We start from the raw sequence: 12328 nt of genomic DNA on the forward strand, positions 1-12328 counted from the left end.
AACTGGATTACCCCATGACCCTGATGTTTTCCGACTGGATTTCCCATGAGCCTGACGTTTTCGACTGCCGAATTCACCACCCGCCTGCGGGTTCTTCAGCAAGCCATGACCCGCAACGATGTGGCTGCGGTGCTGCTGACACAAGAACCTGACATCCGCTATTTCTCGGGGTTCCTGACGCGGTTCTGGGAAAGTCCGACGCGGCCGTGGTTTCTGGTGATACCGGCGGCAGGGCAACCCATAGCGGTGATCCCCGACATCGGGCGGGCCCTGATGGCGCGCGGGCCAATCAGCGACATCCGCAGCTGGCCCTCACCCGATTACGCCGATGACGGGCTGACGCTGCTGGCCGAGACACTGCGCGAGGTGACGCGGCCCGGAGAGCGTATCGGCGTGCCGATGGGGCGCGAGACGACGCTGCGCATGTCGCTGATGTCGTGGGATCTGCTGCGCCGCCTGCTGGATCGGCCTTTCGTCGATGTGGCCGAGATCATCCGCGATCAGCAGATGGTGAAATCCCCCGCCGAGATCGCCCGGATCGAGACCGCCTGCGCCATCGCCGGGCGCGCCTTTGCCCGCGTGCCGCAGATCGCGGCGCAGGGCACGCCACTTTGCGATATCTTCCGGCGCTTTCAAGGCTTGCTGCTCGACGAGGGTGCGGATTGGGTCGGCTACGTTGCGGGCGGCGCGGCGCAGGGTGGCTACAATGACGTGATCTCGCCCGCCGCTCCCACGCCGCTGGTGCCGGGCGATATCCTGATGCTCGACACCGGGGCAGTGCATGAAGGCTATTACTGCGATTTCAATCGCAACTGGTCGGTCGGGCCGGCGGCGGTCGATGTCTCCGAAGCGCATGAGGTGTTGCATGACGCAGCGATGGCAGCATTCGACATCGCCCGGCCGGGGATCCCCGTCGCAGATCTGCACGCGGCGATGCTGGCGGTGCTCGCCCCCCGCGCCCATGGCCCGGTGACCGGGCGGCTGGGTCATGGTCTTGGCATGCGCCTGACCGAGCCGCCCTCGCTGATCCCCGACGACCGGACGCTGCTGCGCCCGGGCATGGTGCTGACGGTCGAGCCTTGCCTGCCGCTGGCGCATGACCGGCTGATGGTGCATGAGGAAAACATGGTGATCACCGAGGACGGAGCGCGCTGGCTCTCGCCGCTCGCCCCGCGTCAGATCCCGGTGGTCTAAAGCCCCAGCGCCGTGCGAACCTTTGCGGCGAAGTCATCGCCGCGCTGTTCGAAATTGTCGTACTGGTCGAAACTCGCCGCCGCCGGCGCCAACAGAACCACCTCGCCCTCCTGCGCATCAGCGCTGGCGCGGGCCACGGCGGTCTGCATGTCGGTGCAGACCTCGGTGTCGCACCCCGGCAGCCCCAGCGCAAAGCTCGCCGCCTCGCGCCCGATGACATAGGCCTTGACCACGTTGGGCAGCCCCGGCGCGAGACCGCTCAGCCCACCGTCCTTCATCAGCCCGCCGCAGACCCAGCGAATGCGCGGAAAGGCCTGAAGCGCCTTGAGCGCTGCATCGACATTGGTCGCCTTGCTGTCGTTGACATAACGCACCCCCGCCACTTCAGCGATGATCTGGCTGCGGTGCGGCAAGCCTTCAAAGCTGTGAAGGGCGCTTTCGATGGTCTTTGGCGGCACGTTGAGCGCGCGGGCAGCCGCATAGGCGGCGCAGGCGTTCTGGTGATTGTGCGCGCCGGGCAAGCCGCGCACCTCGCGCAGGTCGATCGAGGCCACCTGCCGCCCCTTGCGGGTCTCGCTGAGAAACCCCTTGCGGGCAAACACATCCCAACCCGGTCCGCTGAGTTTGCTGCCAGAAGAAATCCGGATGACGCGCGCATCTGCAGCGGTCTCCATCAGCTGGTTGGCGAGGTAACGGCCTTCGGGTTCATCTACACCAATGATGCAGCGATCGGGGCCGCCCTCGGCAAAAAGCCGACGCTTGGCGGCGAAATAGCCACCCATACCACCGTGTCGGTCAAGGTGATCCGGCGACAGGTTGGTAAAGACCGCGACATCCGGGGTCAGCGCCCGCGCCAGATCGGTCTGGTAAGACGACAGCTCGAGCACCACTACCCCGCCATCCTCGGGCGGGTCGATGTCCAGAACACCGCGCCCGATGTTGCCCGCCAGCTGGCTTTCCCGCCCCGCCACGGTCAGGATGTGATGGATCAGCGCCGAAGTGGTCGACTTGCCGTTGGAGCCGGTGACGGTGATAACCTTGGGCGGCTGGTCATACTCGTCCCACTCGCCCCCGCCGAGCGAGCGGAAGAACAGGCCGATGTCGTTGTCGACCGGCACCCCCGCCTCCCAGGCGGCGGCGATCACCGGGTTGGGCGCAGGATAGAGATGCGCAATACCGGGAGAAACAACCAGCCAGTCGACCCCGTCAAAGCCACCCTGTTTCACAAGCTCACGAGTCTCGAAACCCTCGTCAATCGCCACCTGGCGCGCGGCCGGGTTGTCATCCCAGCACAACGGAATCGCGCCGCCTTCGCGCAAACTGCGTGCCGCCGAAAGGCCGGACCGCCCCAGACCAAGCACCGCGACCACCCTGCCTTCGAACCCACGTACCGGAATCATGCGCTTTCTCCTGATCTTGTGCATCAGGGCTAGCGCAGCGCAGCGCCGGATGCCAGAGCGCGCCTGCGCCCCCGGCCTTCTAGATCTGAGAGACCGGAGGGGGCGCTGCCCCCGCCCTGCGGGCCCCCCGGGATATTTCAGGCCAGAAGAAACCGGGGCGCGGCACTTTGACTTCTTCTGGCCCTAAATATCCCCGCCGGAGGCAGGCCGGACATGGAGGCCAGGCGCCGCCTTTGATCAGCTGCGCGGTTTTCTGCGCTTGCACATCAGCGGGCAGACGGCCGCGTTGCCAGCACCGAGGCATATGAGGGTAACACCAAGGAAGATGGACGCGGATGTTGGCCAAAGGATGCGCTCATCGCTGCGCCAGTGCCCCCGGTGCGGGGAGGCTATGCACCACCGGCGGCGCCATGAGAGTTTCGCACTGCCGAACAGCGACGCACCGCGCGATCCTGTCCCGCGAAACAGCATCCTCCAGCCATGGCCAATGCCAAATTTTGATCGAGGCTGTGCCGTAACAAGGTCTGTGAAGGAATTCTGACAGCCTGCGCGGGCATGGATAGGACGCAATATGGCGATCGGAGAAGCCCCATGGATCTGCCCAGATCTCCCAGCCGAAGCTAGCCTTTGGAATGCCAGCCTAGAAGTGGCACAAGTGCCTGTGTGGCATCATGCCGGAGAGAAAGGCTGGGGTCGCCCGCCGAGCCTCGCGCCCGGCTCAGGCCCCGGAACCCCAAGGACTGGATCGGGCTTTCGAGGTTCCTCTTCGTCTTAACGCAGTTTCAGCGTCGCGAGACCGATCAGCGCAAGGATCAGCGAGATGATCCAGAAGCGGATGACGATCTGCGGTTCGGCCCAGCCCTTTTTCTCGTAGTGATGATGGATCGGTGCCATCAGGAACACCCGCTTGCCGGTGCGTTTGAAGTAAAGCACCTGAATGATCACCGACAGGGCCTCGACCACGAAGAGGCCGCCGACAATGGCCAGTACGATTTCGTGCTTGGTGGCGACGGCGATGGCGCCAAGCGCGCCGCCAAGGGCGAGGCTGCCGGTATCACCCATGAACACCGCGGCAGGCGGAGCGTTGTACCACAGGAAGCCCAGCCCGCCGCCGATGAGCGCGGCGGAAAAGATCAGGATCTCACCGGTTCCGGGAACGTAATGCACCTCGAGATATTCGGTGAAATCGACGCGGCCCACGGCATAGGCAATGATGCCAAGCGTGCCGCCCGCGATCATCACCGGCATGATTGCCAGCCCGTCGAGCCCGTCGGTCAGGTTGACCGCATTGGCCGCGCCGACGATGACGATCATCGAGAACGGCACGAAGAAAATGCCGAGATTGAACAGCGCGTCTTTGAAAATCGGGAAGGCGAGCATCCCTGTCAGGTCATCGGGGTGGAACCAGGCAGCCCATGCCCCGGCGATTGCGGCAATGAGAAATCCCAGCAAAAGCCGCACCTTACCCGATACGCCGTCGGTGTTCTGCTTGGATACCTTGGCGTAATCATCGGCAAAGCCGATGGCGGCGTAACTCACGGTCACGAACAGCACCATCCACACGAACGGGTTGTCGAGCCGCGCCCAGAGCAATGTCGAGGTCAGCAGCGCACCGACGATCAGCAGACCGCCCATGGTGGGAGTGCCCGCCTTGACGAAATGCCCCTCGGGGCCGTCCGAGCGGATCGGCTGCCCCTTGCCCTGCCGCTTGCGCAGCACGTTGATCAGAGGAATTCCGAAGATGAACCCGAACATCAGCGCGGTCAGGAATGCCCCGCCCGCGCGAAAGGTGATGTAGCGGAAGAGGTTGAAAACATCCCCCCCGTCGCTGAGTTCGGTGAGCCAGTAAAGCATCGCTGCGTCCCTTATCAGCCGTTGCCGCCCGCGGGGGATACGCCCATCCGCCGGATAGCGTCAACCACCCGTGCCAGCTGCATCGACAGCGAGCCTTTCACGAGCACGACATCGCCTGCATCCAGATCCTGACGGACACGTTCCGCCATCTTGGCGCTATCCTCGGTCCAGCGGCCCTGCTTTTCTTCGGGCAAAGCCCGCCAGAGTTCGTGCATCAGCGGACCAACGCAATGCACGACATCGATCTGCCGCATTGCGGGCAGATCGGCGAGCGCCGTGTGCAGGGCGATCTCGGCCTCGCCCAGTTCTTTCATATCGCCGATATAGGCGATCCGCCGCCCCCGCTTGTGCCGCCCGACGTCATTGCGGGGATGCGCCCCCGCCAGCACCTCAAGAGAGGCGCTCAGCGAGGCGGGGTTGGCATTGTAGGCATCGTCGATCAGTTCCAGCGCATTCTGGGTTTCCACCGCATCGAGGAACAGCTCTTCGCGCAGCCCGCGCCCTTCGCCCGGATACCATTGCCCCAGCGCCGCAACCGCCAGCGCCCGGTCGCAGCCAAGCGCATGCGCCACCGCCAGCACACCCAGCCCGTTGACCGCGTAATGCCGCCCCGGCACCGAGACCTTGTAGAGCATCGGCGTGCGCCACGCGCGGGCCTGCACCACGGTGGTGGTGTCGCAGATCGTCACGTCGTCGACGCGGTGATGATTGCCCGGCGTCTCGCCAAAGGTGATGATGCGGGCGGCATGGGCGCGGGCCGCGTCGAGCAGGATCGGCGTCACCGACAGATCGCCATTCACCACCGCAATGCCGCCCGGTTCCAGACCGTCGAAGATCGCCGCCTTTTCGCGGGCAATGCCCTCTAGCCCGTCGAAGGCCGCAAGATGCGCTGGCGCCACGATGGTGATCATCGCCACATGCGGGCGCGCCATGCGCGACAGCGGTCCGATCTCGCCGGGGTGGTTCATGCCGATCTCGATCACGGCGAAATCGACGTCGGCGGGCATCCGCGCCAGCGTCAGGGGCACGCCCCAGTGGTTGTTGTAGCTTTTCTCGGCGGCGTGCACGCTGCCCTGCGCGCCAAGCACCTTACGCAGCATTTCCTTTGACGAGGTCTTACCCACCGATCCGGTGACCCCGACCACTCTGGCGCGAGTGCGGGCGCGGCCCGCGCGGCCCAGAGATTCAAGCCCGGACTGAACATCATCGACCAGCAGCAGCCGCTCTGGATCGACGCCCTCGGGAATGCGGCTGACCAGAGCGGCCGCCGCGCCATTCGCCAGCGCCTGCGCCACGAAATCATGCCCGTCGCGGGCCGCCTTGAGCGCCACGAACAGGTCACCGGGCTCGATGGTTCTGGTGTCAATCGACACACCCGACACTTGCCAGTCGGAAAACACCTTGCCGCCGGTCGCGGCGGCGGCCTCGTTCGATGTCCAGAGCGTCACAGGCCCCTCCCGTCCAGCGCCGCCACCGCAAGGCTGGCCTGTTCTACGTCATCGAAGGGGTACACCGTGTCGCCGACGATCTGCCCGGTTTCGTGCCCCTTGCCGCAGAGCAGCAGCGCATCGCCCGGCCCGAGCATATCGACGCCGCGCAGGATCGCCTCGGCCCGATCGCCGATTTCCAGCGCGCCGGGGGCCCCCTCCAGCACCTGCGCGCGGATCGCGGCAGGCTCTTCGCTGCGCGGGTTGTCATCGGTGACGATGACCAGGTCGGCGTGCTCCATCGCCGCTGCGCCCATCAGCGGGCGCTTGCCCGGATCACGGTCTCCGCCCGCGCCGATCACGGCGATCAGACGGCCCATGACATGCGGGCGCAGCGCCTCGAGCGCGATTGCCACGGCGTCAGGGGTATGCGCGAAATCGACATAGACCGCCGCACCACTGCCGCGCGTCGCGGCCAGCTGCATCCGCCCGCGTACCGTTTCAAGGCGCGGCAAGGTGCGGAACACGTCTTCGGCCTCGGTGCCGCAAGCGATGACCAGCCCCGCCGCCAGAAGCGCGTTCCAGCCCTGAAAATCGCCGATCAGAGGCAGGCGGAATTGTTCGACCACCCCGTGCCACGACAGGCGCATTTCTTGCCCGGTGGCATCAAAGCGCTGCCCCAGAAGCCGCAAATCCGCGCCTTCGCTTTCGCCCACGGTGATGACCTCTTGCCCGCGCGCCTTGGCGATGGCGAGCATATCGATGCCACGCGCGTCGTCGATATTGATCACCGCAATGCCGTCTTCGGGCAGCACGCGGGCGAACAGCCCGGCCTTGGCGGCGAAGTACTCTTCGAAATCCGCGTGGTAATCCAGATGATCCTGGCTGAAATTGGTAAAGCCCGCCGCCAGAAGCTGCACACCGTCAAGCCGGCGCTGGTCGAGCCCGTGCGACGATGCCTCCATGGCGGCGTGATCGACGCCCGCAGCCGCCGCCTCGGCCAGCGCCTTGTGCAGCGTCACCGGGTCCGGGGTGGTGTGGCGCAGCGGAGCCTCCCAGTCGCCTTCAACGCCGGTGGTGCCGACATTGACGGCGCGAAAGCCCAGTTCCTGCCAGATGCGCCGCACGAAGCTGGCGACCGAGGTCTTGCCATTGGTACCGGTCACCGCGACCATGACCTGCGGCTGGGCGCCAAAGAACAGCGCGCAGGCATAGGCCAGCGCCGCCTTTGGCTCGGCAGCGATGATCAGGGCGGCCTCGCTACCGCGCAGCGCCTCTTGCGCAATTTTCGCGCCCTCGGCATCGGTCAGGATGGCAACCGCCCCCTGTGACAGCGCGGTGTTCACGAAAGTCGCCCCATGCACCCGGGTGCCCGGCATCGCCGCGAACAGGTGACCGGGCATCACCGCCCGGCTGTCCAGCGTGATGCCGCTGATGCGCGCCTCGCGCCCGCCCCGAGCCGTCAGCCCAAGGTCCGAGAGTGTCTTTTCCTCGCCCATGGCAGCCCCTTCACCCTGACAAATCCGCAGCGATGCAGCCTAGTTGCGCACCAGCGTTGCCTGCATTTCGCCCGTATCGTATTCCGGACGCAACCCCAGAAGAGGCGCGACTCGTCCGATGATCTCGGCTCCGATCGGCACCGATGTCCAGCCTGCCGTGCGGCGCGGTTTGTCGCCAGAGGTCTCGACCGGCTCGTCCAACGTGACGATCAGCACATATTCCGGCGATTCGGACGGGAACATCGACGCAAAGGTGGTGATGGTCTTGTCCTTGTAATAACCGCCGCCGTTTTCCTTTGGCTTGTCTGCCGTGCCGGTCTTGCCGGCGACGCTATAGCCCGGCACGTCGCCAAAGCTGGCGGTGCCCTCGCTGACCACCTTGCGCAGCATCCGCCGCGCTTCAAGCGCCACGCCCGGCGACATCACCTTTTCTCCGTGCCGCGGCCCCTGCTGCTTGAGAAGCGTCGGCTGCACCGCATAGCCGCCGTTGGCGATCGCCGCATAGCCCGCCGCAAGGTGCAGCGGCGAGGAAGACAGCCCGTGGCCGTAGGAAATGGTGACCGTCGACAGCTCGCCCCAGCGCTTGGGCAGCAGCGGCTGGCCGCCGGGGGCCTCGACCATCTCGAACTTCACCGGCTCGAAGAAGCCGAGCGATTTCAGGAACTGCTGCTGGCGTTCCGGCCCGATGGCCAGCGCCAGCTTGCCGGTGCCACGGTTCGAGCTTTCGATGATGATCTTTTCGACGGGGATCTGGCCGTAGTTGTGACCTTCGAATTCGCCGATGGCAAAGCCCCCGACCCGGAACGGCGGGCGGGTGTCGATGATGGTCTGCGGCGTCACCAGCCCCAGCTCCATTGCCTGCGCAGCAGCGAAGATCTTGAAGGTCGAGCCCAGCTCATACACCCCCTGCACCGCCCGGTTGAACAGCGGGCTGTCGGCGGGCGCGCCCTTGGTCGGCGGGTTGGGCCGGTCGTTCGGGTCGAAATCGGGCAGCGAGGCAATGGCGATGACCTCGCCCGTGTGCACGTTCATCAGCACCGCCGCCGCGCCCTTGGCATTCATCAGCTTCATGCCGCTGTCCAGCACGCCCTCGACCGCCGACTGGATGCCAAGATCCAGCGACAGCTCTAGCGGGGCACCGCCGCGCGCCGGGTCGCGCAGCTGCGCGTCGAAGTATTTCTCGATGCCCGCGGTGCCGATGACCTCGGCGGCATGCACGCCTTCGCGCCCGAAGCTGGCGCCGCCCAGCACATGCGCGGCCAGCGCGCCGTTGGGATACAGCCGCATCTCGCGCGGGCCAAACAGCAGGCCCGGCTCGCCGATATCATGCACCGCCTGCATCTGTTCGGGGCTGATCTTTTTCTTCACCCAGCGGAATTTCGATTTCGGATCCTTGAAGCGCCGCTCCAGCGCCGCCCCATCGAGATCGGGAAAGATCTTTGCCAGTTCACGGGCCGCGCGCTCCGGGTCGACCATCTGCTGAGGATGGGCATACAGCGAATGGGTTTCCATGTTGGTGGCAAGAATGCGCCCCTCGCGGTCGACGATGTCGGCGCGGCTGGCAAGGATCGACGCACCGGGCGCATAGGCGCGCGGCTCGGTCGGCTCGGTCGCCGACAACAGCCCCATGCGCGCGCCGATGGTGACAAAGGCGCACAGGAACATCACCCCCAGCATCGCAAGGCGCCCCTCGGCGCGCACCCGCGAGCGGTCGCGCATCTGCTCATGGCGGATGCGGATGTTTTCGCGTTCGATGGCGTCGGGGTTTTCGCCCTTTTCGCGGGCGTGCAGGATGCGGGCAAGCGGGCGCAGCGGGGTGCGGGTCATTCGATGGCCCCCGCGCTGGTCACGTCCACCGGCTCGCTCACCACAAGCGGGTCGAACATCGGGTAGGACACCTGATCGACCCGGCCGAACTGCTCGGCACGCATCGGCAGCAGCTCAAGCTTGGGAAAGTTCAGCAAGGCCAGCTCGCGCAGCCGGTCGGGGCGGTTCAGATAGGCCCATTCCGCCTTGAGGATCGCCAGCCGCGCCCGCGCATCGCCGATATCGCGTTGCAGATCCTCGACCGTATCAAGCGCCGCCTGCGTGTCGTAATTTTCGCGGTAGGCCCAGAAGGCAAGGCCGATCAGGCCAAGGAACGTCGTGACATACAGCAACGTTCGCATCAGCGGTTCCCCTTCAGCTGAGGCATGTTGAGCGTGTTGGCCTCGATCGGACCAGAGGCGGCGTCAGTGCGGCGTCCGATGCGCAACAAGGCAGAGCGCGAGCGCGGATTCGCCGCCAGTTCTTCGTCATCCGCGCCGATGGCCTTGCGCGTCACGGTGGTGAATTGCGGCGCCTCGGTCTCCTGCAAGGGCGCGTGGCGGCTGACCGCCCCCATCCGCCCCGAGCGCGACTGGAAGAACCGCTTGACCATGCGATCCTCGACCGAATGGAAGGTGACAACGCAAAGCCAGCCGCCGGGCTTGAGCGCCCGCTCCGCCGCCATCAGCCCGCGCCACAGCGCGCCGTATTCATCGTTCACCGCAATGCGCAGCGCCTGAAAGCTGCGAGTCGCAGGGTGGCTCTGGCCGGGCTTGGGGCGTGGCAGGCAGGCCTCGACGATGGAGCTGAGCCGCGCCGTGGTGACGATCGGCTCTTCGTTGCGCGCCCGGACGATGGCCTTGGCGATGCGGCGCGAGGCGCGCTCCTCACCGTATGTATAAAGAACATCCGCCAGCGTCGTCTCGTCGAGCGATTTCACCAGATCGGCGGCGCTGGTGCCCGATTGCTCCATCCGCATGTCGAGCGGGCCGTCCTTTTGAAAGGAAAAGCCGCGCTCGGCCAGATCGAGCTGCATCGAGCTGACCCCGAGGTCGAGCACCACGCCATCGACGTTCTGCGCCACCTCGTCCATCTGCGCAAAATTGCCCTCGTGCAGGACAAGGCGACCTTCGTACTGCCCGATCCACTCGCTGGCCATGCGATGGGCCAGCGGATCGCGGTCGATGCCGATGACCTTGTCCGCGCCAGCGTCAAGCAGGCCACGCGTATAGCCCCCCGCCCCGAAGGTGCCATCGATCCAGATGCCCGAAAGCGGCGCCACCGCCGCCAGCAACGGGCGCAGCAGGACAGGAACATGCGGGGCTTTGGTCATTCCACGTCGGCCTTCTTTCTGGGCAGCAGCGTTAGCGGGTTCTTCGGAAGTTCAACCGTGCGCTCGGCGGCGCGGCCCTGCTTGTCGCTGTCGTATAGTTCAGCATCCCAGATCCGGAAGGTGTTGAGCGAGGCGATCATCGCCGCCTCAGCCCCGATACCGAACTGGTCGCGCAGCTTTGCGGGGATCACGATGCGACCGGTGTCATCGACCGTTGCCTGAATGGATTTGGCGGAATAGATTTCTTCGAGCTGATCGCGCGCGTCGCCATATTCCATTTCCTCGATCTGGTCCTCGATTCGTTCGATTTCCTGAATCGTGAAACATTCGATATATGGATTGGCCTCGTTGCCGTAAACCATGACGAAATTGGGATTAAGCCCTTCGACCCAATCAGGATCGCAGGCTTCGAGGACGCGGCGAAACGAGGCCGGAATAGACACCCGCCCCTTGGCGTCGACCTTGTGCCGACTTTCGCCTCTGAACCTCAGCCTGCGGCTCACTGTCCCTACTCACGCCCCTTTGATTACGGATCCTTGAAACGAAATACGGCGGGTTGATCTGCTGCCACCGATCAACCCGCCGCCTTGACCCGCCGTGCGGGTTAGTCCGACTGCGCGCGCCACCTGGGGGGATGTCTGCTCGCTCGCGCGCCGGATGCGCTATGTTACGATGAAGGCCGGTTGCCTGTATGAACCTGCTCAATTTTTTTATTTATTCTGGGATGTTACGGGGTTTTTTTAACCCTCTGTGCCGCCCCTCATCGTGGTTAAAGGTATGTCATGGGATTTTATGGGAAGCAATGGGTTTTTTCGGCACGACCTACTGAATGTTGTCCATGGGCCTTGTAGAAAACTACATATTGACGTTTTGTTGACTTTTTGGGCAGGATATCTGGTAACTCGCCCCGCACCGATCACTAGATATAGTCACGCTGTCGTGAGCCCGCCACGATTGAGAAATTTTCCCAAAAAATCATTTGCTTTTGATCGCGTTCTGGAATGCCCCGAAACGGTCGAGATTCTCCTGCCGTTTGTCGGGTATCGCCGTGGAAGACACGTCGAATCTTATCGATACGACGGGAAACACCATGGAATCGGGCGCCTGCCGTCCCTGCCCGGCCCTCAGGGCAATGCTCCGACTGGCTGTTTCCCACAGCACCGCATCAACTTGCAGGTCGTTTCCCATGATTTCCCAAGGCCGGTACCATGAATTCCCAAACCATACCCAAAGCCAGACCTGTAGGGCTGAACACCCGTCGCCGCCACGTGCCAAGCGTTTTCGCAGCACCGCCCCTGCCGCAGCCCGCCAGCACAGATCAGCCTGCGCGAGAGCAATCGTCCTGAACGGTTCAACCTACCGCGGATCAGACTTCGTCACAGGCCTGAAGCAGGCACCCCGCTGGCGGGCGTGATGCAAAAGCCCACCGAAGCGCCCGGCAATGCCCCGCGCTTTGAACGCAGCAACCCGGTCACGTGAGAGGCACGCCTGACCTGCAGCCTAACCAAAAGAGGGGAAATGGTGGGTGATAAGGGATTTGAACCCCTGACATCTTCGATGTGAACGAAGCGGAACCCCCTCAAGCCACTGTTTTCAATTCAATAAGGCGCTTCTTATCAGACATCTCAGCCGGGTTTTTCCGGCGTTCTCTGCTCAACAAGGTTCATTGAACCAAAGAGCGCTTCGTAGACAATCCTCGGAAGTCGCTATGTCATGCTGACAATAAGTCGGACCGAGAGATGATGTCCCAACTGATGGTGTAGCTCACGACGGGCCTCGCGCTCACCGGCGGGCCGAGCTTGTCAGTCGCGCTGC

Annotated in this window: 10 protein-coding genes; 1 reads left to right on the forward strand and 9 read right to left on the reverse strand. The window is 64.4% G+C overall.

What is annotated here, in order from left to right:
• Positions 1-45 precede the first annotated feature (45 nt).
• Positions 46-1194 carry a Xaa-Pro peptidase family protein gene (locus tag Q4543_RS16830; RefSeq protein ID WP_303440125.1) on the forward strand — a complete coding sequence of 383 codons (1149 nt, stop codon included), beginning with the start codon at positions 46-48 and terminating at the stop codon, positions 1192-1194.
• Here the strand turns inward: Q4543_RS16830 and murD are convergent.
• The 9 genes from murD to Q4543_RS16875 form a co-directional block, all read right to left on the reverse strand.
• Positions 1191-2594, reverse strand: coding sequence for a UDP-N-acetylmuramoyl-L-alanine--D-glutamate ligase (murD, locus tag Q4543_RS16835; RefSeq protein WP_303440128.1), 1404 nt, complete (start codon positions 2592-2594; stop codon positions 1191-1193). The genes Q4543_RS16830 and murD overlap by 4 nt on opposite strands.
• Before the next feature lie 771 nt (positions 2595-3365).
• Positions 3366-4448, reverse strand: coding sequence for a phospho-N-acetylmuramoyl-pentapeptide-transferase (mraY, locus tag Q4543_RS16840; protein WP_303440131.1), 1083 nt, complete (start codon positions 4446-4448; stop codon positions 3366-3368).
• Positions 4449-4462: 14 nt separating this feature from the next.
• On the reverse strand, positions 4463-5896 hold the full coding sequence (gene murF / locus Q4543_RS16845; protein WP_303440134.1) for a UDP-N-acetylmuramoyl-tripeptide--D-alanyl-D-alanine ligase: 1434 nt from the start codon (positions 5894-5896) through the stop codon (positions 4463-4465).
• Complete coding sequence (locus Q4543_RS16850) at positions 5893-7374, reverse strand: UDP-N-acetylmuramoyl-L-alanyl-D-glutamate--2,6-diaminopimelate ligase (protein WP_303440136.1); 1482 nt, start codon at positions 7372-7374, stop codon at positions 5893-5895. Before Q4543_RS16850 ends, murF begins: the two co-directional genes overlap by 4 nt.
• A gap of 39 nt (positions 7375-7413) precedes the next feature.
• Positions 7414-9201, reverse strand: coding sequence for a penicillin-binding protein 2 (locus tag Q4543_RS16855; RefSeq protein ID WP_303440139.1), 1788 nt, complete (start codon positions 9199-9201; stop codon positions 7414-7416).
• On the reverse strand, positions 9198-9542 hold the full coding sequence (locus tag Q4543_RS16860) for a cell division protein FtsL (RefSeq protein ID WP_216005777.1): 345 nt from the start codon (positions 9540-9542) through the stop codon (positions 9198-9200). The genes Q4543_RS16855 and Q4543_RS16860 overlap by 4 nt, the downstream gene beginning before the upstream one ends.
• Positions 9542-10513, reverse strand: a complete 972-nt coding sequence (rsmH, locus tag Q4543_RS16865) for a 16S rRNA (cytosine(1402)-N(4))-methyltransferase RsmH (RefSeq protein ID WP_303440143.1) — start codon at positions 10511-10513, stop codon at positions 9542-9544. The genes Q4543_RS16860 and rsmH overlap by 1 nt, the downstream gene beginning before the upstream one ends.
• Positions 10510-11016, reverse strand: a complete 507-nt coding sequence (locus tag Q4543_RS16870; protein WP_216005775.1) for a division/cell wall cluster transcriptional repressor MraZ — start codon at positions 11014-11016, stop codon at positions 10510-10512. The genes rsmH and Q4543_RS16870 overlap by 4 nt, the downstream gene beginning before the upstream one ends.
• A 472-nt stretch (positions 11017-11488) precedes the next feature.
• On the reverse strand, positions 11489-11701 hold the full coding sequence (locus tag Q4543_RS16875; RefSeq protein WP_303440146.1) for a hypothetical protein: 213 nt from the start codon (positions 11699-11701) through the stop codon (positions 11489-11491).
• Positions 11702-12328 lie beyond the last annotated feature (627 nt).

Source organism: Salipiger sp. 1_MG-2023 (genome assembly GCF_030547555.1).
GTDB lineage: Bacteria > Pseudomonadota > Alphaproteobacteria > Rhodobacterales > Rhodobacteraceae > Salipiger.

What these genes read in the sequence shown, in the direction of transcription:
- Q4543_RS16830 (WP_303440125.1), top strand. Translation starts at nt 46, where the DNA reads ATGAGCCTGACGTTTTCGACTGCCGAATTCACCACCCGCCTGCGGGTT.
- murD (WP_303440128.1), bottom strand. Translation starts at nt 2,594, where the DNA reads ATGATTCCGGTACGTGGGTTCGAAGGCAGGGTGGTCGCGGTGCTTGGT.
- mraY (WP_303440131.1), bottom strand. Translation starts at nt 4,448, where the DNA reads ATGCTTTACTGGCTCACCGAACTCAGCGACGGGGGGGATGTTTTCAAC.
- Q4543_RS16850 (WP_303440136.1), bottom strand. Translation starts at nt 7,374, where the DNA reads ATGGGCGAGGAAAAGACACTCTCGGACCTTGGGCTGACGGCTCGGGGC.
- Q4543_RS16855 (WP_303440139.1), bottom strand. Translation starts at nt 9,201, where the DNA reads ATGACCCGCACCCCGCTGCGCCCGCTTGCCCGCATCCTGCACGCCCGC.
- Q4543_RS16860 (WP_216005777.1), bottom strand. Translation starts at nt 9,542, where the DNA reads ATGCGAACGTTGCTGTATGTCACGACGTTCCTTGGCCTGATCGGCCTT.
- rsmH (WP_303440143.1), bottom strand. Translation starts at nt 10,513, where the DNA reads ATGACCAAAGCCCCGCATGTTCCTGTCCTGCTGCGCCCGTTGCTGGCG.
- Q4543_RS16875 (WP_303440146.1), bottom strand. Translation starts at nt 11,701, where the DNA reads ATGGGAAACGACCTGCAAGTTGATGCGGTGCTGTGGGAAACAGCCAGT.